Origin of the sequence: Paenibacillus mucilaginosus 3016 (assembly GCF_000250655.1) — a bacterium.
In the GTDB taxonomy this organism is placed as follows: Bacteria; Bacillota; Bacilli; order Paenibacillales; family NBRC-103111; genus Paenibacillus_G; species Paenibacillus_G mucilaginosus.
This window is the reverse complement of record NC_016935.1, coordinates 3287567-3313301: the sequence shown is the minus strand read 5'-3', so window position 1 is coordinate 3313301 and position 25735 is coordinate 3287567. Positions and strand designations below refer to the sequence as shown.

The 25735-nt window shown below is 61.5% G+C and carries 21 protein-coding genes and 1 riboswitch; of the genes, 4 read left to right on the top strand and 17 right to left on the bottom strand.

All coding sequences use genetic code 11. The annotated features are described in order from the left end of the window. Nucleotides 1-1500: 1500 nt before the first annotated feature. From PM3016_RS41130 to PM3016_RS14160, 7 genes are all read right to left on the bottom strand, one after another. On the bottom strand, nt 1501-2415 hold the full coding sequence (locus tag PM3016_RS41130) for a DUF4352 domain-containing protein (RefSeq protein WP_041619118.1): 915 nt from the start codon (nt 2413-2415) through the stop codon (nt 1501-1503). A 98-nt stretch (nt 2416-2513) separates the two neighbouring features. After that, on the bottom strand, nt 2514-3689 hold the full coding sequence (locus PM3016_RS14190; protein ID WP_013916327.1) for an ABC transporter permease: 1176 nt from the start codon (nt 3687-3689) through the stop codon (nt 2514-2516). Then, complete coding sequence (locus PM3016_RS14185; protein ID WP_014369969.1) at nt 3686-4411, bottom strand: ABC transporter ATP-binding protein; 726 nt, start codon at nt 4409-4411, stop codon at nt 3686-3688. Before PM3016_RS14185 ends, PM3016_RS14190 begins: the two co-directional genes overlap by 4 nt. Before the next feature lie 36 nt (nt 4412-4447). After that, nucleotides 4448-6136, bottom strand: a complete 1689-nt coding sequence (locus PM3016_RS14180; protein WP_013916325.1) for an efflux RND transporter periplasmic adaptor subunit — start codon at nt 6134-6136, stop codon at nt 4448-4450. A 276-nt stretch (nt 6137-6412) separates the two neighbouring features. Then, complete coding sequence (locus PM3016_RS14175; RefSeq protein ID WP_014369968.1) at nt 6413-7282, bottom strand: SDR family oxidoreductase; 870 nt, start codon at nt 7280-7282, stop codon at nt 6413-6415. Between the two features lie 91 nt (nt 7283-7373). Beyond that, nucleotides 7374-7580 carry a DUF2188 domain-containing protein gene (locus PM3016_RS14170; protein WP_013916322.1) on the bottom strand — a complete coding sequence of 69 codons (207 nt, stop codon included), beginning with the start codon at nt 7578-7580 and terminating at the stop codon, nt 7374-7376. A 587-nt stretch (nt 7581-8167) separates the two neighbouring features. Beyond that, the gene (locus PM3016_RS14160) at nt 8168-9649 is read right to left on the bottom strand and encodes an aldehyde dehydrogenase family protein (RefSeq protein WP_013916321.1); all 1482 of its coding nucleotides are present in this window, start codon (nt 9647-9649) and stop codon (nt 8168-8170) included. 265 nt (nt 9650-9914) lie between these two features. Between PM3016_RS14160 and PM3016_RS14155 the strand changes: the two genes are divergently transcribed. Next, nucleotides 9915-10280 (top strand): winged helix-turn-helix transcriptional regulator, encoded by a 366-nt coding sequence (locus PM3016_RS14155; RefSeq protein WP_013916320.1) that lies wholly within the window; start codon nt 9915-9917, stop codon nt 10278-10280. Nucleotides 10281-10828: 548 nt separating this feature from the next. Here the strand turns inward: PM3016_RS14155 and mnmH are convergent. The 9 genes from mnmH to PM3016_RS14110 form a co-directional block, all read right to left on the bottom strand. Beyond that, on the bottom strand, nt 10829-11875 hold the full coding sequence (mnmH, locus tag PM3016_RS14150) for a tRNA 2-selenouridine(34) synthase MnmH (RefSeq protein WP_013916319.1): 1047 nt from the start codon (nt 11873-11875) through the stop codon (nt 10829-10831). A gap of 45 nt (nt 11876-11920) precedes the next feature. After that, the gene (gene selD / locus PM3016_RS14145; protein ID WP_013916318.1) at nt 11921-12970 is read right to left on the bottom strand and encodes a selenide, water dikinase SelD; all 1050 of its coding nucleotides are present in this window, start codon (nt 12968-12970) and stop codon (nt 11921-11923) included. Nucleotides 12971-13010: 40 nt separating this feature from the next. Then, on the bottom strand, nt 13011-13820 hold the full coding sequence (gene phnC / locus PM3016_RS14140; protein ID WP_013916317.1) for a phosphonate ABC transporter ATP-binding protein: 810 nt from the start codon (nt 13818-13820) through the stop codon (nt 13011-13013). A gap of 1 nt (nt 13821) precedes the next feature. Further along, nucleotides 13822-14568: a phosphonate ABC transporter, permease protein PhnE gene (gene phnE / locus PM3016_RS14135; RefSeq protein ID WP_013916316.1), complete on the bottom strand. Its 747-nt coding sequence runs from the start codon at nt 14566-14568 to the stop codon at nt 13822-13824. Between the two features lie 35 nt (nt 14569-14603). Next, nucleotides 14604-15551 (bottom strand): phosphate/phosphite/phosphonate ABC transporter substrate-binding protein, encoded by a 948-nt coding sequence (gene phnD, locus PM3016_RS14130; RefSeq protein ID WP_013916315.1) that lies wholly within the window; start codon nt 15549-15551, stop codon nt 14604-14606. 193 nt (nt 15552-15744) lie between these two features. Continuing rightward, complete coding sequence (locus PM3016_RS14125) at nt 15745-16035, bottom strand: DUF3817 domain-containing protein (protein ID WP_013916314.1); 291 nt, start codon at nt 16033-16035, stop codon at nt 15745-15747. A 159-nt stretch (nt 16036-16194) separates the two neighbouring features. Next, a complete protein-coding gene (locus PM3016_RS14120) occupies nt 16195-16425 on the bottom strand; it encodes a hypothetical protein (RefSeq protein WP_013916313.1) in 231 nt (76 codons plus the stop codon). Nucleotides 16426-16796: 371 nt separating this feature from the next. Beyond that, a complete protein-coding gene (locus PM3016_RS14115) occupies nt 16797-18062 on the bottom strand; it encodes a hypothetical protein (protein ID WP_014369966.1) in 1266 nt (421 codons plus the stop codon). Nucleotides 18063-18101: 39 nt separating this feature from the next. Then, nucleotides 18102-19604: a tagaturonate epimerase family protein gene (locus PM3016_RS14110; RefSeq protein ID WP_014369965.1), complete on the bottom strand. Its 1503-nt coding sequence runs from the start codon at nt 19602-19604 to the stop codon at nt 18102-18104. Between the two features lie 154 nt (nt 19605-19758). Between PM3016_RS14110 and PM3016_RS14105 the strand changes: the two genes are divergently transcribed. The 3 genes from PM3016_RS14105 to PM3016_RS14095 all read left to right on the top strand — a co-directional run bounded on the left by PM3016_RS14105 (nt 19759) and on the right by PM3016_RS14095 (nt 23405). Then, entirely contained in the window at nt 19759-20613 is an 855-nt protein-coding gene (locus tag PM3016_RS14105) for an AraC family transcriptional regulator (RefSeq protein ID WP_014369964.1), read from the top strand. Nucleotides 20614-20854: 241 nt separating this feature from the next. Then, nucleotides 20855-21790 (top strand): MraY family glycosyltransferase, encoded by a 936-nt coding sequence (locus tag PM3016_RS14100; protein ID WP_413783333.1) that lies wholly within the window; start codon nt 20855-20857, stop codon nt 21788-21790. A gap of 132 nt (nt 21791-21922) precedes the next feature. Next, a riboswitch (purine riboswitch) is annotated at nt 21923-22022 on the top strand. Between the two features lie 90 nt (nt 22023-22112). Beyond that, nucleotides 22113-23405: an NCS2 family permease gene (locus PM3016_RS14095; RefSeq protein WP_013916308.1), complete on the top strand. Its 1293-nt coding sequence runs from the start codon at nt 22113-22115 to the stop codon at nt 23403-23405. Between the two features lie 1084 nt (nt 23406-24489). Here PM3016_RS14095 and PM3016_RS14090 read toward each other — a convergent pair. Continuing rightward, the gene (locus tag PM3016_RS14090; protein ID WP_014369963.1) at nt 24490-25701 is read right to left on the bottom strand and encodes a cytochrome P450 family protein; all 1212 of its coding nucleotides are present in this window, start codon (nt 25699-25701) and stop codon (nt 24490-24492) included. Nucleotides 25702-25735 lie beyond the last annotated feature (34 nt).

The window sequence follows — 25735 nt, the reverse complement described above, 5'->3', positions numbered from 1 at the left end:
ACGCCCCCGAACAGCAGACTCCTGCTCCCTGCAAGCCGGGCTTTCCGAAACGGCCAAAAAGCCGCCCGGCTCTTCCCATGGCGGGAAGAAGCCTGAGCGGCTTTCGGCTGAGTTCGTGAACCCGGAGGCTCCAAGTCCCGCACTATGCGGTGCGGCGGTTACTTCAATATTTTCACGAGACGCTTCGCCGTGCCTTCCGGCGTCGTGACGGTCTCGTATACATGAATCGACGTGCCGGATTCGATCTGCTCGGACTGGATATCCGTGAATGTGATCTTGTGCTTGCCGGAGTTCAGCTTCTGGGTGCCCATGAAGGTGCCGGTCGACGTGCTGAGCACGCGGCCCGTCGAATCCACCAGCGCGAATTCGATGCCGGAGAACCCGGAGTCGATGATGACATTGTCCTTGCGCTCCACCGTGAGGGACATATTGAGCACGTAAGAGTAGTCCCCGCTGCTGTAGAGCCAGCCGCCCGTATACCAGTCGAAGCCGACCTCGAACGGATAGAAGCTGATCTTGTCCGAAGAAGTGTCATCCTTCTGGAAGGCCACCTGATAAGTGCCGAGCGTGAGCTTGGCCGGAGCCGCCGCCTTGGCGTCGGTCACCTGCAGCGCATAAGTTTCTTCTTCGCCTGCATCGTCCGCAAGCAGGAAGGAGTAGCTAACGACGTAGCTGGTGCCAGGGGCGATCGTGGACGCCGTCGTCGTTTGGCGCGTCCCCGGGTAGGACAGGCCGCTGCTCGCCAGGAGCTCCAGTCCGACATCCGGCAGCGAGACTGCCGTCGTCCCGTTATTCGTCAGTTTGATCTTCGCGATCGCCGTACGGTAGCCGAATTCCTCGCTCTCATGCTCGTGCAGCTCCACCAGCGTGGTGGTAAGCTTCGACGCGATCGAGGAGGTCGCTTCGAGCGGCATGACCTCGCCGAGCGTATAGGCCTTGGCCGTCTGCAGCGTATTCGCCTGACGCGTAATTCCCTTGAGCGAGGCGATCATCACCGGACGGTCCACCGATACGGTGGAAGACGTCGTCGCCTTCGTCGTCGTGGAAGTCGAGGAGGTGCTGCTCGAGCTTGACGTCGAAGCGGTCGACGTGCCGGTGCCCGTGGAAGACGAAGTGCCGGTGCTTGCCGTGGTTCCGGAAGAGGTGCTCGTTCCCGACGTGGTTCCCGAGGAGGATGACGTGCCGGAAGTGCCCGACGTACTGCTTGCCGTGCCGGTCTGTGCACGCACCACCAGGTTGGCGCTCTCCGGATCAATGCCCTCCGGCAGCAGCGCGGAATACTGCAGGGTCACCGACGATTTCGGCTGGACATATGACTCGCTGGTCGTCCGCACGAGCGTCGCTTCCTCCGAAGCGCTGTAGCCGAACTGGTATGTGCCGGTCAGGTCCGGCAGGGCCAGCACGCTGTCCGTGTCGTTGCGGACGGTGATCGTCGTCTGCACGAGCGTTTCGTCATCCTGCGGCGCTGCGGCCGCTTTCTCGGCCACCAGCGTCAGGCCTTCATTGCTGCCGGTCAGCGCGCGCTCGCCGCCAAGGGCCGTCGCCGCTGAAGCTCCGGCCACCGGCAGGCTCGCAAGCACTTCTTCGTCGCCGGAAGCATCGGTCCAGAGCTGCAGGCTCATGGCGCCGGACGCCGCCGCTTCGACCGTCGGAGCCAGCATGCGGACCGTGCGCACGACCGTACCGCCCGGACGGAAGCACGGAGGAATCGCCGGTGAGCAGCGAGCCCTCATATGAGTAGCCTTGGGCGTCGCGCAGGCGGTACTGCAGAGCGGATGGGAGCGTCAGATCCGAGCCGCTGTCATTCTTGAACGCGAGATCCACATAGAGGTAGCGCTTGCCGCTCTCCACCGTCTCGTAGGCGTCTCCGCGCTTTACGGTAACGAAGCCTTCACTGTCCAGGCTGGTGTCGGCGTCCTGTAGGGAAATCACCGCCTGGGTGCCCGGCTCGGCCGCGGCCGGAACATCGACCGATGCGTTCAGCGCGCCGATATCCCGGATCCCGTCCGTGCCGCTGCCGTTCCACTCGAAGAGATCGACCTTCAGGCCCTCCGCCGACGGCAGATTTCCGAGCTCCGAGTAGAACGGGAACTCCTGGTCGGCCCCCGGCTGCACACGTGCGCTCAGCTTGCCTGTGAGGCGGGCCGGATAGCGGTTGCCCGCCGCATCCAGCACGCGGACGCCGTAGCGGTTGAAGTCGATGACCGACGAGCTGCCGTTATGCAGCTTCAGGGTAAACTGCATGAGCGAGGAGCTGCCGGAGGCAACCGAGACACGCTCCAGCGTGAAGTAAGTATCGTTCGCAAGGAAGACGCCTTCCTTGCCGGCCCGGGCGGACGACGGCAGTGCGATCGAGCCGAGTGCCGTGGTCACCGCCAGGGCGTAAAGCAGCGATTTGTTCCATATCTTTTTCAAAGGATAATCCTCCTTCAGTGTTCGTCTGGATGGAATGCCCGCGACCGGACCGCGATGGGCTGTCCGGCCCGCAGGCGGGTATTCGTACAGCGCGGAGCTTAGTCGGTGCGCAGCGCGTCGATCGGACGGAGCTTCGATGCTTTGTTCGCCGGATACAGGCCGAAGATGATCCCGACCAGCACGGAGAACAGGAAGGCATACAAGCCGATGTCCATCGACAGCTCCGTCGGCTGCTTCGGATTGAGGTACGGCCAGGCCAGCGCAAGACCGGACCCGAGCGCTAGTCCGATGAATCCGCCGAGTCCGCTGATGACCGCCGACTCCACGAGGAACTGCAGCAAGATGTTGCGCCGCTTGGCGCCGATCGACTTGCGGATGCCGATCTCGCGCGTCCGCTCGCTGACCGTCACGAGCATGATGTTCATGATCCCGATCCCGCCGACGAGCAGCGAGATGCACGCCACGCTGATGAGCTGGTTGGTCAGGGAGCTCGACGCTTCCTTCCGGGAATTCATGAGCTCATCCTGGTTCGAGAGGGTGAAGCCCGTATCGCTTTTGAATTTATAAGTCAGGTACTGCTTCATGGTGGCCTGCGCCGTATAGATCTCTTCGTTGCTCGGCGCCTCCACGTAGGTCGTACGGATGGCCCCCAGCTTGAAGGCGCGTCTGGCGGTCTCCAGCGGGACGAACACCGAATTGTCGAGCGAGGTGCCCGTGCTGTTCGAGCCCTTGCTCTTCAGCGTGCCGACGATCTCGAAGACGACGCCGTCGATGTTAACCGATTCGCCGATCGGGTCCTCCGTGCCGAAGAGCTCGGTCGCCACCTCGCTGCCAAGCACCACTACCTGGCTGCGGAGCTCCGAATCGGCATCGACCAGGAAGCGGCCGTCGGCCACCTCGCCTTTCATGATGTCGATATACCGGTCGTTCGTTGCGACGAGCGTGTGGCTTTCCTGCGTACGGTCATATTTGATATTCGAATTCTTCGTCATTGTAGGGGCGATGGCCGAGAACTCCGGGAGGAGCTCCAGTTCCATCAGCTCGTCGTAGTTCAGCTGCGTTGCCCGCCCGTTCCCGAGCACGTTCACGACCATCATGTTCGTGCCGAGCGCCTCATACTGCTTCTCGATCTGGGCTGTGGTGCCCCGACCGATCGACACGAGCGTCACGACGGAGGCGACGCCGATAATGACTCCCAGCATGGTGAGCATCGTCCTCATCGGGGAAGAGATCACCGTGCGCAGGGCCATGCGGATCAGTTCTGAAGCCTTCATACCGTCACGCCCGCTTTCAGTTCGGCCGCAGGCGCTCCGGGTATCGGAGCGTTCCGCACGTCCGAGACAATCCGGCCGTCGCGGATCGAGACGACTCTTCTCGCATTCTCCGCGATATGCAGGTCATGCGTGATGAGCACGATGGTATTGCCCTGCTCGTTCAGCTTCTTGATGAGCTCGAGCACCTCGATCCCCGTTTTGGAATCCAGGGCGCCCGTCGGCTCATCGGCGAGCAGCAGGGCCGGCGACATCGCCAGGGCGCGGGCGATCGCCACACGCTGCTGCTGTCCGCCCGAGAGCTCGCTCGGCTTGTGGTGGCCGCGCTGGCCCATGCCGAGCAGCTCCAGCATCTGGAGCGCCAGCTCCCTGCGCTTCTTCGCCGGAACACCGGAGTAGATCATCGGCAGCTCCACGTTCTCGATTGCCGTCAGCCGGGGCAGCAGGTTGAACTGCTGGAAGATGAATCCGATCTTCTTGTTGCGCAGCTCGGCGAGCTGGTTGTCGGACATCTTCTCCGTCGAAACGCCGTCGAGCTTATAGGTGCCGGAGGTCGGCACGTCCAGCAGCCCGATCGTATTCATAAGGGTCGATTTGCCGGAGCCGCTCGGCCCGACGATCGCCACGAGATCGCCCCGCTCCACCTCCAGGGTCAAGTCGTCGAGGATTCGGAGCTTCTCGGCGCCGCGGGCGTATTCTTTGCATATGTTGCGTAGTTCGATCATGACTTCCACCTGCGTATCTCCTTTCCTGCGCCGCGATTACCGCTGTCCGCCAGCCGCGCCCGTGCCGCCTGTGCCGCCCGTACCGCCGGCCGGGAAGCCTCCGCCGCCTGCCGGGAAGCCGCCTGTGCCGCCGCCCTGCTGCATCATCTGCCGGATCCGTTCGATATCGGCCTGGGAGCCGTTCTGCGTCGTCTGGCGCACTGGAATGACGACCTTCTCGCCTTCCTGCAGCCCTTCGGTAATTTCAATGGACGTCTTGTTGCTGATGCCCGTCTTCACTTCACGGGTTTCCTTGGTCCCGTCCGCCTTCAGCACCGTGACGGTCCGCTTGCCCTTGGAACGCTGGAGAGCTTCCACCGGAAGGGTAATGATATCCTGCTTATCCTGTACGAGGATTTCCGCAGTAGCGGTCAGACCGTTGCGCAGCTCCCCGGAGTTCTTGACCGAGATGACCACGTCGAAGAACGTAACCCCGTTGGTCGTCGTACCGACGGTAGAGACCTGGCTGACCTCGCCCTCGAACACCTTGCCGGAGATCGAATCGACGGTCACTTCCGCCTTCTGCCCCACCTTGACGTTCGGCAGGTCGAGCTCGTCGACCTGGATCGGCAGCTGCATCGTATCGAGGCTAGCTACACCGCCGAGCAGCGTGTTGGCTTCGATCGTCGAACCGACCGGATAGCTCGCCAGCACGTTCTTCTTCTTGTCCGCAAAGTCGGTGGAGAAGACCCCGTCGAACGGCGCCGTCAGCGTCAGCTTCGCGATCCGCTCCTCGAGCAGCGTGATCTGCTGCTGCTGCTTGTCGATTGCCGTGATCTTGTCTTCGATATCGTCGGCAAGCGTATCGCTGCCGAGCACCGCGAGCACGGCTCCCTTCTTGACGGTATCCCCCGTCTTCACTTTCAGGTCGAGGATCGTTCCGCTCGCCGCTGCGAACACCGGCTCCACCTCGTCATAAGCGAGAGCGGCCTTCGCCGTCGACTCCGCTTCCCGGCCGCCGATCTGCACGGATCCCTCGATGTTCATGCCCTCGTCCAGCGTACCGTCGTTCTCGATCTCGATCTCGACGTCGACGAGCTTGTTGCCGGCCGCATCCCCGCGGACCTGCTTGCTCACGGAGAGCACTTTGCCCGTACGGCTGAGAGAGAAGCCGTCGGCCTCCAGCTCCACCTCGTCGCCCGCTTTGAGCTGCAATGCATCATCTACGAGGAACGGAAGCTTCACCGTCAGCACGGACGTATCCGTAATCGTGGCGAAGCGCCCCGACTTGTTCACGCTGCCGCCCGCATCAACATTGCTCGAGAGCGTGATTTCACCGGACACCGGAGCCGTAATGGTCATGCTGCCCTGCTCGGCCTGGAGATCCGCCAGGTCGGATTGGAGCGTAGCCAGCGTGGACTGGGCTTCACTGAGCTGATTATCGAGCTCGGGGTCCGATACGACCACGAGCACATCCCCCTGCTTGACCGCCTGGTTGCGGGTCAGGTTCAGCGTCTTGATCGTCCCGTCGGCCGGAGCGATGATGTTCTGCAGATCCCTGGCTTCGAACTGCGACGTGCCGGAGACGGTGGAACGGATCGTTCCTTTTTTCACATCCGTTGTCTTCTCTTGACTGACAGCTGCCGCACTCTGCGGTTTCTGCTGGAGATAGACGTAGGTCCCCCCTCCGGCCAGCACCACGGCCAGTCCGGCGACGATCCAAGTCTTGCGTTGTGGTAGTGCCATTGTTGTATTCCCCTCCTGAAAGGACTAGCGTAAATTCTTTTCTATAGGCTTCATGATAGCTTGTATTTGTGAATCAATCGTGAAGAAAGCTTAAGATAAGATGAATTTGAGCTGGGAGTTTGCTGAAAATGAAGGGGATGGTGAGGGTGTAAGGGGATTCATGTGACGCGTTCGTAAAAATAAAAAAGAAAGGCCGCCGTCAGGCAGCCTTCCCAGGGGGTTCGCCGGGATGCCGGGCAGAAGTGACCTGCCCATCCCCGCTTGCTGTTCGTTCCATTACCCGTTGATAATCTCCCCGCCGTTGATATGCAGGAATTGGCCGGACATGTAAGAAGAATCGTCCGAGGCCAGGAAGACGTACGCCGGACCGAGCTCCTCCGGCTGACCCGGGCGCTTCATCGGCTGAGAGCCGCCGAACTCCGCCACCTTCTCCGCATCGAACGTCGAAGGAATGAGCGGTGTCCAGATCGGCCCCGGCGCCACGCCGTTCACGCGGATGCCCTTGTCCGCCAGATTCATCGACAGGGAGCGGGTAAAGGCGACGATCGCGCCCTTCGTCGACGAATAATCGAGCAGGGTCGGCTGTCCACGGTACGCCGTGATCGATGCGGTATTGATGATCGCGGCCCCTTCTTTCAGGTGCGGCATCGCGGCCTTGGTCATATAGAACATCGAGAAAATGTTCGTGCGGAACGTGCGCTCAAGCTGCTCCTGCGAAATCTCGGTGATCGACTTCTGCGGATGCTGCTCCGCTGCGTTATTGACGAGAATATCCAGCTTGCCGAACTTCTCCACGACCTTCCGTACGGCCTCGAAACAGAACTGCTCCTGGCCGATGTCGCCCGCGATCAGCATGCAGCGCGTGCCTTCCTCTTCCACGAGACGCTGCGTCTCTTTGGCATCATCATGCTCGTTCAGGTAGATGATCGCCACGTCCGCGCCTTCCGCTGCATAGCAGGCCGCGGCAGCGCGCCCGATCCCGCTGTCACCGCCGGTGATGATCGCCACCTTGCCGAGCAGCTTGCCGCTGCCTTTGTACTTGCGGTCTTTGGCCACCGGCTTCGGTGTCATTTCGCTTTCCAAACCGGGCTGCCGGTCCTGGTGCTGTGCGGGCATCGTCATTTTGTCCTTCTGCGTCGTGCTCATGGTTATCTCTCCCTTCGGTTGATCCCATCATGATATCGATCTATCTGCCGGAGACTGTGCGTCCGTCCGGGCGCGGCCTTCAGTCGGCCGTTCACTTCTGCGATGTCGGTGCATCCCTCGCCTCGCCTCCGCCATGAGCCTCGTGCCATTCCTTGGCCTTGGCTGTGGCGATGGCGATCGCCCGCCCCTCTTCGTGCCCGTCTTCGAGCAGGGCATTGGCGATCTCAACGGCCTTGTGGCGGATCTGCGGATCCATGTTCTTCATGGATGGGGGATAATCCCCGTCTCTCCACGGCATGGCTGACACCTCCTTCCACAAATGGGGTACTCTTATACTTATCCGGGCCCCCGGCTCATGAAACAAGCCCGAGTTCCACCGGCAGCCTCACGAGATCGTGCTTGCAGCTTCGGTTGGGGATTCATGAAACTAACGCTAGAAAGTGCCGGCTGGCTGCTGCGTCTCTCAAAAAGCTGCCTGAAGGGCCGTTTCTCCGGCGGCTTGCGATGAATAACATCGGATAACGGAACCACAGCCCGATTTTGGGCTGATTTGTGCTGTTTTTCATCAGATGTTCTTGCGGAAACCGCATGGATGGCCCGTTTCTCGCGGCTTGCGATGAATAACATCGGATAACTGCACAAAGACGGCCTTTCGGTCGGACATGTGATGATTTTCATCCTATGGCAGATCGAGAGGGAAAACTGCGGCTCCTTGTAAAAAAGCGCGGCGAATCCCCTCTCCTTCTGCCTCACTCCATAAGTCGCCTGGGCGCCGGCTTCCATTTCTGCGAACACCAAAAACCCTCCGCCCACAGGGGCAGAGGGTTACTTCACGGCTAGCAGTCAGCCAGGCGTCCGCGGGAAGGACTTCCCGAAAGGTCGCCGCTACAGCTGAATCCAGACGCTCTTGACTTCCGTGTAATTGTCGAGGGCGTACGAGCCCATCTCCCGGCCGATGCCCGACTGCTTGTAGCCGCCGAACGGGGAGGCCGCGTCGAACACGTTGTAGCAGTTGACCCACACCGTGCCCGCCTTCAGACGGGAAGCCGCGTAGTGCGCGTTCTTGATATTCTCGGTCCACAGCCCGGCGGCCAGGCCGTAGTCGTTCGCGTTCGCACGGGCGAGGACATCGTCGAGATCCTCATACGGCATCGCCGCCACGACCGGCCCGAAGATCTCCTCGCGGGCGATCGTCATCTCGTCGCGCACACCCGCGAACACCGTCGGCTCCACGAAGTACCCGGCCCCGTACGGGTTCGAGCCGCCGTATACGAGCTCGGCGCCTTCACTTTGCCCTTGCTCGATGTAGCGCAGCACGCGGTTCTGCTGCTCGGCGGAGACGAGCGGTCCGATCTCCGTGCCTTCCTCGAGCCCCGCTCCCTGCTTGAGGTTCCGGCAGTGAAGCGCCAGGTCGGCGATGACGTTGTCGTACACTTTCTTCTGGATGAACAGACGCGAGCCCGCGCAGCAGACCTGCCCCTGGTTGAACATGATGCCGCTGAGCGCCCCCGGGATCGCGCGGGAGAGATCCGCGTCCGGCAGAATGATGTTCGGCGACTTGCCGCCGAGCTCGAGGGTCACGCGCTTGAGCGAATCGGCGGCCTGGCGCATGATCAGCTTGCCGACCTCCGTCGAGCCGGTGAAGGCGATCTTGTCCACGAGCGGGTGGTTCACCAGCGCCTGGCCGGCCGTCTCCCCGAAGCCCGGCACGATGTTCACGACGCCGTCCGGGAAGCCCGCTTCCTGAATGAGCTCAGCCAGGTAGAGCGCCGACAGCGGCGTCTGCTCCGCCGGCTTCAGCACGATCGTGCATCCGGTGGCCAGCGCCGGACCGATCTTCCACATCGCCATGAGCAGCGGGAAGTTCCACGGGATAATCTGGCCGACTACGCCGACCGGCTCATGCCTTGTATAGTTGAAATAATCACCGCTGACCGGGATCGTCTGCCCCGTCAGCTTCGTGGTCCAGCCGGCATAATAACGGAGGTGCTCGATGGCCAGCGGCAGGTCGGCCCCGCGCGTCTCGCGGATCGGCTTGCCGTTGTCGAGCGTCTCCAGCCGGGCGAGCTCTTCCCTGTTCTCCTCGATGAGGTCCGCAAGCTTGTACATCAGCCGTCCCCGCTCCGCCGCGCTGATCCGCGACCAAGGTCCTTCGTCGAAGGCTCGGCGGGCGGCCCGTACAGCCGCATCAATATCTTCGGCATCCCCTTCGCTCACCACGGCCAGCGTCTCCCCGGTTGCCGGGTTCGGTGTCTCGAACGTCCGTCCTGCAATCGCTTCCACAAATTGACCGCCGATAAACAATCGTTTCGTCCCCTGAAGGAAAAGGTCCAGCCGGCTGCGCTGCGCCATCGTCGATTCGCTCATGAAAGATCCTCCATTCTTGAAATAAAGTGCTTTCACAAGTATTCTAAAAGAAGAAGGCGCTGCTGGTAAGCATGCACTTATTTGTGCGGTAGTTACCTGGAGGATACTTTTGCGCGGGACGTGCCTTGACCCACCTTACAAAAAACTGCTCCCTGCGCTTTCCATCATACGGACCGGTCTTCACGCCGAAGAGGCAGGACCTTTTCCGCTCCGGCAGTCCCTGATTCTGGCAGCCCCATATCTGAACGGAAAGGCGGGATCCCCGGTGTCTGACGTACTGAGGAAAGAAGTCAAGAGACGGCTCGGAAACAAGGAATTCCACTGCGAGAAGGAGCTCACGCTCTCTCTCATCTCCGGCAAGTGGAAGATCTCCATTCTGTTTTATTTGGATCAGGAGGGTTCTCTCCGGTTCAGCGACCTGCAGCGCCTGTTTCCGAAGATCACCCACAAGGTGCTGACCGCACAGCTTCGCGAGCTCGAGGAAGACGGCATCGTACTCCGGCGCATCTACCCCGAAGTGCCGCCCCGGGTGGAGTATTCGCTGACCGCCCGCGGGACAACCCTCCTGCCGATCATCCGGATGATGTACGACTGGGGCAAGGAGCATATGATGCATTACGCTCCGCAGTGAGGCTTTCCGGCGGAGCATGGCCAGTTACTAGATCGGGGGCATCCCTCCGTGATCCGGTGCCTCAATGACACGGCCTCAGGCACAGGATCCGAACTTCCCCCGCAGCGGTCCGGCTCTCCCTTCCGGGTGCAGTACAAGTATACGCGGATGAGTCATGGCGAGAGGTTTAGGTCCTTGAGAGGGAGCCTCTTTCGCCCATCGGATAAAGCGCTTACAACAGAAGGTCGGGAAGCCCCTGTCCCCAGCCTGGCTTTGCCGCCTTAACCCTGCTTCGCCCCTACGGTCGCACCGTTCTATTCGAACATGCTGCCCAGGCCATTGCTGTTCACCGTTATCGCTGTCGGGCCCCTGCACAATTTCGTACGGCCCAGCAGACTCTCTGACCTCGGCCTGGACGGAAGCTCCCGGCGGCCTCAGCCCGTATTAGCATGGAATCTCGCTTCCACAAAAAAAGGTCCCCCCGGGACAACCGGGAGGACCTGCCGGAACGGCTGCCGTTCCGGTTTATGTGTTATGGATATGTTCTGCCGGATGCACGGCCTCCAACCTCAGCGCCGTCCCTCCGGCTGGAGAGCGGGGACGCGCTTCTTGATCGCCTCGACGGCTTCCTCCACGTTCCCGGCCTTCAAAACCTCGCGCTCCGTGTCATACTGCTTCGCCGCATGCTCATACCGCGGATCGTAATAATGCTCAAGGAGCATCCGCACCGCGCCTTCATACTTGCCGTCCCGCAGGCAGCCTTCGATCTCCGCAGCCACCGGCGTATGAATGCGCCGCTTGATATGCTCGAACGCCTGAATGCAGGCCTCCTGATGCTCCCAAGGCTTGTAATCCTCGAGAATGTGCTTCACCCGCTCCTCCGCCGGCATGTCGATGAAGAGCTGGACGCCCTGCTCCTTGCTCTTCACAAGGAAGTCGGGCAGTACGACCTTGCCGACCCGCTTGCTCTCCGCCTCGAAGAGCACATACGGCGAATCCTGGTAAGCCAGCAGCTCATGCAGCAGGAGGGACTCGAAGGTCTTCTGGTTGTTCGCCTTGAGGCCGATCTGCCCGAAGATGGAACCCCGGTGCCCGGCCAGACCCTCGAGGTCGATGACCGGATACCCTTCGGCCTTCAGCCGCCGCAGAATTTCCGTCTTGCCCGCTCCGGTGTAGCCGTGCACGACGTACGCCGGCGGCCGGAACTCGAAGTGCTCTAGCGTATCCACGACCCACTTGCGGTAGGCCCGGAAGCCGCCGGCCAGCCGGTACACGCGAATGCCCATGAGCGACAGCACCGTTGCCGTCGTCTTGCTCCGCATCCCTCCGCGCCAGCAGAACACCGCCTTGCGCGAGTCGATCGCTTCGAAGCGCTTGATGAAGGCCGGCAGCTTCGCCGACACGATCTCAAGCCCCCGGTCCTTCGCCGCCTGCACGCTGACCTGCTTGTAGATCGTGCCGATCTCCGCCCGTTCCGCGTCATCGAACAGCGGAATGTTCAGGCTGCCCGGAATCGTCGACTCCTCATACTCGGACGGCGACCGCGCGTCGACGAGCGTCAGCTCCCTTTTCTTCTGGAGTTCCAGCAATTCCTCTACCGAAATATCTTGAAACAAGCGAAATCCGCCCCTTCCCCTGCTGCCCTGCTTCTTCGCTGAAGATTACTCCACTACAATATGACCCGGATGCTCCGCCGTCGCCTCGCCGATCAGGCTCGCTTCCACGCCGGCCTTGCGCAGGTCCGCGAGGAGCGCATCGCCCTGGTCGCCCGCTACCGAGATAAGCAGACCGCCGGAGGTCACGGCATCGCACAGAATCCACTGGCCTACCTGATCAAGTGTCTCCGGGAAAGTCACCGAACCCTGCAGGTGCGCGAAGTTGTTCTTCGTGCCGCCCGGTACGATGCCTTCTTCGGCGAGCTCGCGGACACGCGGAAGCACCGGCACGTCGGCCTGGCGGATGCGCAGGCCTACACCGCTGCCCTTGGCCACTTCGGAGGCATGCCCCAGCAGGCCGAAACCCGTGACGTCCGTGCACGCGTGCACCTCGTACGGCTCCATCGTCTCGGCCGCCGTCTTGTTCAGCGTGGCCATGACCTGAGTCACCCGCTTGATCTCCTCCGGCGACAGCTTGTCGCGCTTGATCGAGGTCGTGAGAATGCCCACGCCGATCGGCTTCGTCAGGATGAGCTTGTCGCCCGGCTTCGCACCGGCGTTGGCCCGGATCTTGTCCGGGTGAATGAGGCCCGTGACGGCCAGGCCGAACTTCGGCTCGTTATCGTCGATGGAATGACCGCCGACGAGCGTGGCTCCGGCTTCCTTGACTTTGTCGCCCGCACCGCGAAGAATATCCGCGAGCACCTGCTTGTCGAGCTTCGAGATCGGGAACGCCACGATGTTGAGCACCGTCAGCGGTCGGCCGCCCATCGCATAGATGTCGCTGATCGCATTCGCCGCGGCCACCTGGCCGAAGTCATAGGGATCGTCGACGATCGGCGTGAAGAAGTCGACGGTCTGCACGAGGGCCAGATCGTCGCTGAGCTTGTATACGCCCGCATCGTCGCTCGTATCGAGGCCGACGAGCAGGTTCGGGTCCGGCACCGCCGCCGGCAGGCTCCGGATGACCTGCGAGAGATCGGCCGGGCCGATTTTGCAGCCGCAGCCGCCTTTGGTCGAGTAGGAAGTAAGCTTCACTGGCTCTTGGAGCGTCATTAGGAATCATCCTTTCAGATGGAAATGATGGTGCTATGGGTTAAGGCTGCAGCTTGTCGTCATCCGGCGGATAGATCCGCTGGAGCTCGGCTTCCCCGAGCTCCTCCGGCGGGCCGTCGAAAACGATCCCGCCGTGGGCCAGCCCGATAATGCGGGTGGCATAACGGCGGGCAGCATGCACATCGTGCAGGTTCGTCACAACCGTCATGCCCCGCCGGTGCAGCGTCCCGATAAAGTCGAGCACGCGCACCGCCGTCACCGGGTCCAGGCTCGATACCGGCTCGTCCCCGAGCAGCAGCTGCGGGTCCTGCATCAGCACCCGCGCGATCGCCACCCGCTGGCGCTGGCCTCCGCTCAGCGCCTCGACCTTGCGGCCGGCGAGATGGGCCAGCCCCACGCTGCGCAGCGCCTCCATCGCCTGGGCCTTGTACGCGCCCGAGAATACGCCGAGGAGGCTCTGGCGCAGCGGGATGTCCGCGAAGCGCCCGGCGATCACGTTGGTGAGGACACTGAGCCGCGGAAGCAGGTTGTAGTGCTGGAAGATCATGCCGATGTCGCCGCGCAGCCGCCGCAGCTCGCTTCCGGACACGCCGGTGACCGGCTGCCCGGCCCAGCGGATCTCCCCGCTGTCGGGCTCAATCAACCGGTTGATGCAGCGGATCAGGCTGGATTTGCCCGCCCCGCTGCGGCCGAGCACCGCCACCCATTCCCCCGGACGGACCGTCAGCGTCACGTCCTGGAGGGCGGCTTCCTTGGCGCCCGGGTATTGCTTCGTCAATCCGCGGATCTCGAGGCCGGCATGCGCCGGGGCTCCTCCCCGGTTCTCCGCAGGCGTCCGCTTCCCATTCATCTCAGCTCACCCGCTTTCGGATGAAAGCGCCGAGGTAATCGACGCCTGTCACCAGGATCATGATCAGCAGCACCTCGAAGGCCACCTTCTGGTACATGAACTGCTTGAAATCATTGTAGAGAAGCTGTCCGAGTCCCCCGGCGCCCACGACCCCGAGAATGAGACAGGTGCGGATCGCAACCTCGAGCCGGTAAAAGAAGTGCGAGATCACGAGCGGAACGATCTGCGGAAGAATCCCGTACAGCGACACGAGCAGCCTCGTGCCCCCGACGGACTGGACCGCCTCCTGGGGTCCCCGGTCGATCGCTTCGATCGTCTCCGAGATCATTTTGCCGAACACGCCCGTGTTATGAATAATGAGAGCCATCACCGCCGGCAGCGGGCCAAGCCCGAGCGTCGGGATGAAGAGCAGCGCAAGCACCAGCTCCGGAATGGCCCGGAACAGGTTGAAGACGAACCGGAAGCCGTCGTAGAGCCAGCGTGCAGGGGTGGAGTTACGGGCTGCGAAGAAGCTCGCCGGCAGCGCGATGCCGATGGCGATCATCGTGCTGAACAGCGAGATCTGCAGCGTCTCGACCGCCGCCTGAAGCGCGATCTCATAGTCCGCGGGATCGAGGGGAAACCACTGCTCCGTAATGAAGCGGTACGTATTCCCGAGATCCCGGAAGAGCGCGATGTCGAATCCGACGCCGCGGCCCGACCAGATCAGCAGCAGGACGGCGAGTGCGAGGAGAAGTATTTTGTTCATTGTTGCCCCTCATCTCTTTCCTATACCTGCCCGGCTTACTGCTTCGGCTTCACCCGTCCGTCTGCGATGGCCGCCTGGCGGATGGCCGCGTAGTCTTCGTTCTTGGCGACCGTGAACCCGCTCGCGCCGCCGAAGGCATCCAGAATGTCCTTGTCGGTAATGGCGACCATCGCGTCCTGGATGATCTTCACGTCCTTCTCCGGCGTCGACTCAATGACCGCCCACGGATACTGGAACAGCTCTTCGGACTGCCAGATCTGCTTGATCTTCGTCCCGTCGACCTTGCCGTCCTTCACAAGCCGGTTGAAATACGCGCTGTCGATCGCGCCAACGTCCTGTGTCTTGTTCTGAACGGCCAATGCTGTAGCCAGGTGGTCTCCCGTGTAGGTCACGCTCTTGAACTGGTGCTTCTGCTGCGTTTCGAACACGCCCGCTTTCTTCAGCGCGATGCCCGGGATCAGGGAGCCTGAGGTGGACGAGATGTCCCCGAAGGCGAAGCGCACGTTCTTCGAGTCCTTGATGACATCGTCCAGCGTCGCATAAGGCGAGTCGGACGGAGCGATCATGTAGGCGTAGTAGAACGGCTTGCCGTTAATGAGCTGCGTCACGACCGCCTTGACGTTGTAGCGCTCGTGCGCTTCCACATAGGTCAGCGGCCCGAGATATGCCATGTGCGCTTTGCCCGCGCCCATCGCCTCGACGACCCCGTTATAGTCGGGATACACTTCCGCCCGCACCTTGCGGCCGAGCTTCTCCGACAGGATCGCCGCCAGCTTGTCCGCCCCGGTCTTCATCTGGTTGCTTCCCTGGGCCGGAATGACGCCGATCAGGAATTCTCCCTGCTCCGTCGCCGCCGTACCCTGACCATTCCCTTCCGCAGCCTGCTGTCCTTCATTCGATGCTTTCTTCCCGCAAGCTCCAAGCAGCATGCCGGCGATAAGCAGAAATGTTAATACTAGAAACGGTTTTCTTTTCCAGAACATTCCGCTGTTCACTCCCTTGTTGTCTGATATGAATTCCAACTATTAAGATTAACATAACCGCAGGCAAAACAAAAGAAAGCCTTCCGGATTCCACCTGCTTCCGGAAAGCTCCCCATATTCCATTTCCTGTGTGCCCAGCCAGTCTAGGCCGTCTCTCGAAAAGAGCTTGTGGACACTTCCATCCGCCGTCAGGCTACGAACGCTTCAAACGGGCGTCCAGCACGAATGTGCCGAACGGCAGGAATGAAGCGATCACCGCGAAGAGCACCTTAAGCAGCGACCAGCGGTGCACGAAAGTAACGTGAGCCACCGCGAGCAGATAAGCCACGAACAGAACTCCGTGAGCCATGCCGACCACGCTTACCATCTGCGGCAGATCCAGCATATATTTGAGCGGCATCGCAATCCCGAGGAGCAGAAGGAACGAGATCCCCTCCAGCAGTCCCACCACACGCAGCCGTCCGATTGGAGTACGCATTGTCATATCCGGTTCACCTCCCTGAAGCCGGATTCTCACACCCGGCCGATCTGTTATACCCACAGTATAAGTCAGGGAGGACAGACCCGGCTACGGCCGCCGCAAAGAATTCACAGAAGGGACACCGAAATTGTGAACGTTGTTACAGACAGGGGCGCTGCGGGGTCATCTGACTCCCTCCCCGCCTTCAATCTGCGTACCGTCCAGCGGCAGGCCGGCCTTCTGTGCGCATTCCGTGCAGCACTCCGTCAGATCGGGAATGACCCGCTTCGCCTCGGCGATGTCGGGCCGCTCCCAGCAGGCTGCCCCGCATTCGGGGCAGTGAACGAGTCTCCAGCCCGGCTGGCCGTCCGGGATATGGGCTACAAGGGGCATGGCGGCAAAATGCTGTGTCATCTCAATGACCTCCCTACGACCTGGATTGGATTGGTGCCCTGCATGGCCTGCAGCTTGCGACAGGATCACGGCCGCACAGGAATGAACCTTGGCCCTGGCAGGGACACTTCTCCTTTCTTACCCGCAGGCCTCCGCCATGTATCCCGCCGCCGCACAGCGGATTCACCATACGAGGTTAAACGAGTGGTCCTGTCCGGCTAGTACAACACAAAACGGCTTCGCCATCCTTCATGGACGTCGAAGCCGCTTATGCTGGTGCGAGTGTTCTTATATATGGGCACTGCCGTGCAAAATTTCCAGGATACGCTTCGGGCATCGGGATCGGCACCGGTCCGCACGCCGTACTGAATCGCCCTTCATCTCCATGCCGTCTACAGCCCCGTTGCCGGGTTCGGCCGGCCGAGAAAGCGCCAGAAGGCTCCTCCGAGCAGCTCCGCCGCATCCCGCTCCACGTCCTCAGCCGAGATGCTCCACCCGGCATCCGCCAAGGCGGCATACCGTTCGCAGAGCACGGACTCAAGCAGGGAGCGGCCCTGCTCCCAGGCCGGCAGCAGCAGGTCGGCCGCCTCAGCGCCGGAGTATATCGGCGTCATGGTCAGGCCGAGCATGTCCAGGCACCCCTGCAGCCTAACGGCAGCGCCTCGGCCTGGCGTACCTGCCGCCGCGCAGCCGGCGAGGTGCAGGTTCGGCATGCAGCTTGCAGCCTTCAGCTCGGGCAGGGTGAGCTCTGCGCCGGAGACCAGCGCGAGAAACTTCTGCCCGGGATGCCGCCTGCAGAGCTCGAGCAGGACGGAGAATTCTGCGGAGCCTTCTCCGTCCTGTGCCCTGCGGCTGCCGCCGCTGAGCGGCCCCGGCGCTTCCAGCCGGATGCCGAGCGGGATGCCCGCTTCGCCCGCCACCGGCAGGATGCACTCCCGCAGCAGGCGGTCCGCATCGGAAGCCCCTCCGTTGGCGTACCCATCCGGCAGCGACGCCGCCAGATAGAGCGGATTGAGCCGGACGATCGAGTAGCGCAGATACGAGCGGACCGCTTCCAGCGTTCCGTTATCGAGCTGCTCCGCCGCGGCGTAGTCCTTGGCTCTCAGGCATGCGCAGGCTTTCTTCCAGTCGCGCAGGAGAAGGTCGACGGAGAGCACCGGGTTGAAGCGCGGGTCCAGAGCGTGAAGCCTCTCCCATACCTGCCCTTCCGCGTCGTTGAGCGGGTCGCTCAGCATGCAGACGGTCGTGACCCCGGACCTCGCGAACACCAGATCGAGGTAGTCGGCAGCCGTCAGGTCGTCATAGCAGTCCCGCCAGGCGGAGAGGCGCTTCCTGCGTCCGTCCCATCCGAGGGCATGCAGCACGGCAACCACCTCCCGGCACGCCGGGCTGAGGGGCGTCCGATCGAGGAAGAGCGTCTGCCAGACGAGCTCCGCGGCGGCCGGCCGGGGAAGAGAACTAGCCTCCTCCGTCAGACCGGGATGAAAGCGGACCGCCTCCTCCAGCAGGGCCCGGGAGGTCAGCAGCCCGTCAAGGCCCCACCGCATCAGGCTCCCGAACGCCTCCGGGTACAACTCCGTGAAAGCGTCGGTTACCGGCACCGCCCGCACCGTTTTACGCACCAGCTCCCGCAGCGCTTCCTTGGTCCGGACCCCCACGTAGGCCGCCCCCTTTCGTGCGCTCCTCCCCTTCAGCTTTTACTTGCCGAGCAGGTCCAGGTGCTTGCCGATGTGGCTGCGCAGGGACTCCTCGTAAGCTTCTTCCTGCTCGCTCAGCGTGCGGTAGAAGTCGTCGCGGAACAGGCTGCCGCCCTGCTCGTTCTTCGCCTGGAGCAGAATGCCGTAGGTGATGTGGATCAGCTGGCGGGCATTGTCTTCGTTCATGTAGGTGTCGGCCAGATCGGCGTCAGCCACTCCATCCAGCGGTGCGATTTTGCTCAAGTCGGTCGTTACATGGTAGTATGCCGTTGCTTCTTCAAAATGCTCCAGCGCATAAGCGTGCATAGCGCGGTACAGGGAAGGGTTCACCTTGGCTACCGTGCGGACGGCTTCGAGCCAGTTCGTGCCTGCCGTCTTCACGTGGAAGCGGCCCTTCGTGTACTGGCCGATCAGCGGGAATACGCTGAACTTGTCGCTGCCGGAGTGAATGCTGAGCTTGTAGCCGAAGTCGTCGGCGATGCCTGCGTGTACGGCCAGCTCTTTCTCGAACTGCGCGATGTCGCCGATGTAGTCGATGCCCTTCTGGAATTCGCCGATGAAGCGCGGCGCCATGCTGTAGATCGTCAGGCCGCGGCTGTACAGTTCCTTCGCCACGAAGAAGTGGGATTCCGGAGCTGTCGGCGTCATCGTCTCGTCGATGGAGATTTCGAAGTCGATCTCACGGTCCGCTTTGGTGATGTACGTGTTGTAGATGTGCTCCATGAAATCAACGGCTGCCGCATAGATCAGCACGTTCTTGATCAGGGTCTCGCGGTCGAACGTGATCTCGCCGCCGGCTACCTGGAACGTCTGGTTCAGGAAGCGGTTCTCGTAGTGCTCGCGCACTTCGGCTGGCAGTGCCGCATACTTGGCCGCCTGCTCTTCCGCGGACGTGCCTTCCACGTTGTTGTCGATCTTCTCGGAGCAGTCCAGCGTCAGCATCGTGAAGCCGAGGCCGAGGGCGAGCTCGATGTCCGCTTCCACCTTGAGGTGGTCGCCGTCCGCGCCGAAGCCGTCTTTGTAGCCTTCCTGGAATACGGCGAAGCAAGCGGCGTCGACAACCTGCTTGTAGTCGCGGCCGGTCAGCGCCAGCTCACGGATGGACTGCTGGGCCAGAATCGGACGGATGTTGCGGCCGCGGACCGTCTTGATATGGCCCGGGGAGGCAATGCCGAGGCGGTCGCCGAGACCGATCGTTGCGATCTGCGTGCCGAATGCGCGCGGCACCGTGTAGTCGAAGTACTTGTTGAGGACAAGACGGTTCTCGTGGGTCAGCGGGGCGAGCTTGACGCCGTCCTGCACTTCACCCTGAAGCTCGTCATACAGCGCGCCTTCGCCGGCGGCAGCAATATATTTGGTATGGGCGGCCGTGTCCTTGACCATCACCAGCTTTGTCGTTTCGTTCTCTGTCAATGATTGCGCATACACTTTAACGCCCTCTGCATTAACTCCAGCTACCGTGCCGGCGCGCAGCGCTTCGGCGATTGTACCCCATTTGCTCATGAACGTGAGCCTCCTTGTATATTCCATCATAATTTCCTTCCATTCCACAACCTCATCTTATCGCAATAATAGTTTACATTCTCCGTTTATTTTGCTATTTTAACATATACCTATGCATATTTTGCGAAAGCAGCCCGGAACGGAGATGAACACCATGAGTGAAACGGTAACGCTTCATTATGGAGAAGAAGAAGGCGACTTTCATATCGAGCATGTCCGGCGCACCGAGCCGTTCGCCCGCACGAACCACTGGCACGGCACCTACGAGATTTATTATCAGCTGTCGGGGCAGCGCGCCTATTTTATCAAGGACCGTACCTTCCTCATCTCGCCCGGCGACCTCGTCTTCATCGGCAAGCATCAAGTGCACAAGACGTCGGACGTCGGCCTGCCGGGCCACGAGCGCGTCGTGATCAACTTCAGCGACCGCTTCATCGGCGGGGACAGGGAGCATCCGCTCTCCCACCCGGCTATGCTCGCCGCGTTCCAGAGCCCTTCCCGCGTGTTCAGCCTGAAGCTGCCGGACCAGATCTTCGTGCAGAACATCCTGCAGAAGATGGCCAAGGAGATCAAGGAGCGCGCAACCGGCTACGAGATCTATGTGAAGCTGCTGCTGCTCGAGCTGCTGCTCTTCTCAGGACGCTATTCGGAACGGGCCGAGACGACGGCCATCGAGCACCAGAGCCCCGTGCACAAGAAGATCTCCGAGATCGTCCGCCATATCAATGCGAATTACCAGGAGCCGATGACGCTGACCGGGCTGTCCGAACAGTTCTTCATGAGTCCCTACTACCTCAGCCGCGCCTTCAAGGAAGTGACGGGCTTCACCTTCGTCGAGTATGTCAACACGACGCGGATCCGGGAGGCGCAGCGGCTGCTCAAGGAGTCGAATAAGAAGATCATTGAGATTGCCGAACTGACAGGATTCGAGAATATCGCACACTTCGGGCGCACATTCAAGAAGCTTGCCCGCATGACGCCGCTGGAATACCGGAAGGGCGAGCGGTGAGGGGCCGTAAGGGGATCATTAGGTACGCTGGTGGGGATAAAAAGGTGAAGATCAGCACCGTGGGGGCAACCGTATGCCCTCCGGTGCTTTTTGGTATCCTGACGTCTTCCTGATAACAGGAGCTCGTTTGTGTTTCCTGCGTGCGTCTATGGTATAATTGTTAATCATTGCCACGCAGAATTTGGCGGATCCTGGAGGGATATGTATCTTGTACCTGTATTCGTACGCGGCCGCTTTTGTTATGTCGTTCGTCATCGTTCTCGCTCTTATTCCCCCGCTGCGCCGCTGGGCGTTCCGGATCGATTTTGTGGACAAGCCGAGGCCCGACCAGGAGCGCAAAATCCACCGGGAGCCTATACCCATGATGGCGGCGCTCGCGATCTTCGCCGGCTTTGCCTGCACGTACCTGCTTTTTGCTAATGACGATTGGACGCAGACGACGGCGATTCTCGCCGGTTCGCTGCTCATTCTCGGGATCGGCACCCTGGATGACTGGTACAAAACCCGGGGCAAGGAGCTCGCCGCCTGGCCCAAAATGCTCGTCCAGATGGCCGCCGCCGTCATCGTGTATCAGTCCGGCATCGTCTTCTACGGCTTCAACAACCCGCTGACCGGACAGGACTTCATCCTCTGGGAGTGGCTGCAGTTCGCGCTCACGGTGCTGTGGATCTTCGGGGTCACCACGGTGATCAACTTCACCGACGGCATGGACGGCCTGGCCGGCGGCATCTCGGCCATCTCGGCCGGTACGCTGTTCGTCGTAGCCGCGGCCAAGGGGCAGGAGGATTCGGCGATTCTCGCCATCATTCTCGTCGGCGCTTCGCTCGCTTACCTGCGCTATAACAAGCCTCCGGCCCGCGTATTCATGGGAGACGCCGGTGCGACGCTGCTTGGCTTCCTGCTCGGCGTCATCGCGCTGGACGGTGCATTCAAACAGGCGACCGTGCTCTCGCTGCTGATTCCCATCCTCGCGCTCGGCGTACCGATCTTCGATAATCTGTTCGTCGTCTTCAAGCGCTGGCGCAGCGGGAAGCCGATCTACATGGCCGACGCCTCCCAGGCCCATTACCGGCTGCTGCGCAGCGGGCTGAACCAGAAGCAGGTCGTCATGGTCCTCTGCCTGCTCAACGTGTGCTTCGGGCTGACGTCGATTATTCTGCTGCTGCTCAGGGTATAACCCGGGTTTCGGATCCTTTCGTTCGGATTTAGCTCAGATCACAGCGCATGGATTACTAGGCAGACTCCATTTGATACATAAAAACGAACATTACATCAAAACCCTCTTGACATCGTTACCTCTTTCTCCTACTATACGTAAGGGACAACCTTTCGTATATCCCCGGCAATATGGGCCGGGGGTCTCTACAGGAGACCGTAAATCTCCGGCTACGAACGGGCAGGTGAAGTGTACCTGTCCGTTTGCGGCCGGTTTTTTTGTGTGCCTTCAAGGCTTCCGGCCCCTGCACTGAGTTCCTTACCGAGAGGAGATAACACATAATATGCTAGCCCAATGGTTTCAACTGAACGAAAGACAATCGAACGTCCGCACCGAGGTGACCGCAGGCCTGACGACCTTCCTGACGATGGTCTATATCGTCATCGTAAACCCGGCCATTCTGTCCGCCTCGGGCATTCCCTTCGGCCAGGTTTTCACGGCCACCGTCTGTGCCGCTGTCATCGGCACCCTGTACATGGCCCTCTTCGCCAATCATCCGATCGCGGTCGCGCCCGGCATGGGCATGAACGCTTATTTCACCTCCGTCGTCGCCTCCCAGGGCGTCACGTACCAGGCCGTGCTGGGTACCGTGTTCCTCGCCGGCGTCCTGTTCCTGCTGCTGAGCTTCACGAAGCTCCGCGAGACACTGATCGCCTCGATCCCCGCCTCCATCAAGTACGGGATCACTGCGGGCATCGGCCTTTTCATCGCGTTCATCGGACTGCGGATGTCCGGCATCGTAACCGCCTCACCGGCGACCCTGGTAGCCCTTGGCGACCTGAGCCGGCCGGGCACGCTGCTCACGATCTTCGGCCTGCTGCTCACCCTCGTGCTTATGGCCCGCCGGGTGAAGGCCGCCCTCTTCATCGGCATGGCGGTGACGGCGGCCGCGGGCTATGCGCTCGGCCTGCTGCAGTTCAAGGGCATCGCCGCACTTCCGGCTGCCCCGGTGCTCTTCGACCTGGATGTCGCCGGCGTGTTCTCCAGCGGGCTGTACACCGTCGTGTTCGCCTTCCTGCTCGTCACGATCTTCGATACGACGGGTACGATGATCGGCGTCGCCGAACAGGCGGGCCTCGTCCGCGGCGGCGTGTTCCCGCGGGCCAAGCAGGCGCTGATGGCTGACGCCGTCGCCACGGTGGCCGGCTCGCTGCTCGGCACCTCCCCGTCCAGCGCCTACGTCGAGTCTTCGGCGGGTGTCGCCGCAGGCGGCCGGACCGGACTCACTTCGCTGACCGTCGCCGTGCTGTTCCTGCTCTCGCTGTTCTTCGCGCCGGTGGTCGAGGCTCTCTCGTCCCTGTCCGCGATCACCGCACCGGTCCTCATCATCGTCGGCTGCTTCATGATGGAAGGCCTGGCGAAGATCGAGTGGGACACGTTCGATGAAGCGTTCCCCGCCTTCGCGATCCTGATCGCGATGCCGCTGACCTCGAGCATCGCTACCGGCATAGCCATCGGGTTCATCACGTACCCGCTGCTCAAGCTCGTAACCGGCAAGGGCCGCAGCGTCCATCCGCTGCTGTACGTGTTCGGCGTGATCTTCCTGGTGCAGATGACGTTCTTCCCGGCGCATTAAAGGTCGTAACCCGGATCGCCGGACGGAGTGCGATGTGATAATCCATATGCTTAACGGATGCCGGACGATCTGCAGCGTGGTAGCATATACTTTCGTGCGCGGGAGGAATGGGTGGCGGTTCCAGCATCGCTGCGCTCCCCCCCCCACACACCCATGCCCTCACGGATCTGCAGGCTTGGATCGCATATTTAGAAAGAAACAAGCCCCCTGCCGGAGTCGGCAGGGGGCTTGCTGTTGGCGGGAGAAGCTGCGTGGGATGACAGCCGGGGCGGCAGGGGATGCCGACAGGGGCGGTCGAGGGACGGATGCTGGCCTTCGCCGTAAGGGGCGGTTGAAAGAGGCAGCCGCGCGCAGAGGCTATGCGAAGGCGCGAGGGGTTCGCTCGGTGTCGGCCGAGCTGACTCACCGGCTTGCAGGAGTATGAACGCGGATGATGGCCCGCTGCGTTTGACGACAAGACGCATTTTTCGCGTTAAACCGCTGATTCGCTGCATTTGCCGCTCCCAACACGGATTTTCCGTGTTCGAAGGAGTAAAGCAGCGGCTGACGGCTCGATGCGGTGCCGCTAACACAGATTTTCCGTGTTAAACCGGTTTATTCGCTGCATTTGCCGCTCCCAACACGGATTTTCCGTGTTCGAGGGAGCAAAGCAGCGGCTGAAGCCTCAATGCGGCGCCGCTAACACGGATTTTCCGCGTTAAACCGGCTGCTTCGCTGCATTTGCCGCTCCGAAGACGGATTTTCCATGTTCGAGGGAGCAAAGCAGCGGCTGAAGCCTCAATGCGGCGCCGCTAACACGGATTTTCCACGTTAAACTGGCTGATTCGCTGCATTTGCCGCTCCCAACACGGATTTTCCGTGTTCGAAGGAGTAAAGCAGCGGCTGAAGGCTCGATGCGGCGCCGCTAACACGGATTTTCCGCGTTAAACCGGCTGATTCGCTGCATTTGCCGCTCCGAAGACGGATTTTCCGTGTTCGAAGGAGTAAAGCAGCGGCTGAAAGCTCGATGCGGCGCCGCTAACACGGATCCTCCGTGTTACAGCAGCCTGCGTTCGCCGCAGCCGCCGGCACGCCTTGCTGCATGTTACACCAGCACGGGCAGACGCTGCAGCCCGCGCATCAGGCGGCCGGGGCGCCAGTGGATCTCCTCGCGCGGCACGACAAAGCGCAGGTTAGGCAGCTCGCGGATCAGCGTCGAGATGGCAATGCTGCCCTCCAGCCGGGCCAGCGGCGCACCGAGACAGAAGTGGATGCCGCTGCCGAAGGCGATGTGGCGGTTCTTTTTGCGGGTGAGATCCAGCCGGGCCGGGTCTTCAAACTGGGAAGGATCGCGGTTGGCGGAAGCGAGCGAGACGAAGAGCAGGTCGCCGCGCTGCAGCTGCTTGCCGTGCCATTCGAACGGCTCGCGGACCCACCGGTTCGTCGAAATCTCCACCGGACCGTAGAAGCGCAGCAGCTCCTCCACGGCCGTGGAATCGAGGTCCGGATTCCCGCGCCACAGGGCAAGCTGGTCCGGGTGCTCGAGCAGCGCCAGGGTGCCGTTGCCAATGAGGTTCACCGTCGTCTCGTGGCCAGCCACGATGAGCAGGAAAATCGTTGAGGACAGCTCTTCCCGGGTCAGCCGGTCCCCGTTCTCCTGCACGCGGATGAGCTCCGTGATCAGGTCCGCCTGGGGCTTCGCCTTACGCTCCTCGATCAGCCCGTTGACATAAGAAGCGAAGGCCTCGAGCGAGGACTGTACCCCTCGAATCTTCTCGATATCGGTCGCCGCGGCGATGAAGTCGTCGGACCACTTCCGGAACAGGGCATGATCCTCCGGCGGAATCCCGAGCATCTGACAGATGACATAGATCGGGAGGGGGAACGCGAATTCGTCGATGAGGTCGCCGCCTCCCTTTTGGCGGAGCTCCCCGATCAGCCGGCCTGTAATCTCTTCAATCTGCCCCCGAAGACTTTCCGCCACGCCCGGCGTGAACGCCTTCGAGACGATCGACCGCAGCCGGGTATGATCCGGAGGGTCGGACCCGAGCAGATTGTTATTGATCAGGCCGAAGACCTTATCCGGCAGCAGCCCGGGCTCACCGGGTGCCTGAAGAGAGCGGTTGTTCTTCGTGAACCGCTCTTCATTCTTTAGCGCCTCCACGGCATCGTCATAGCGGGTAATCAGCCAGGCCTGCTGACCTCCGGTCGTCCCCATCGAGTGGACGGGCTCCTCCACTCTCCAGCGGTCATACAGCGCATAAGCACGGTTCTTGAATTCGGGCGAGCTCATGTCCAATCCGACGTCCAAACTCATGGAATCCCTTCCTTCCAGTTGATGTCCATCCGGC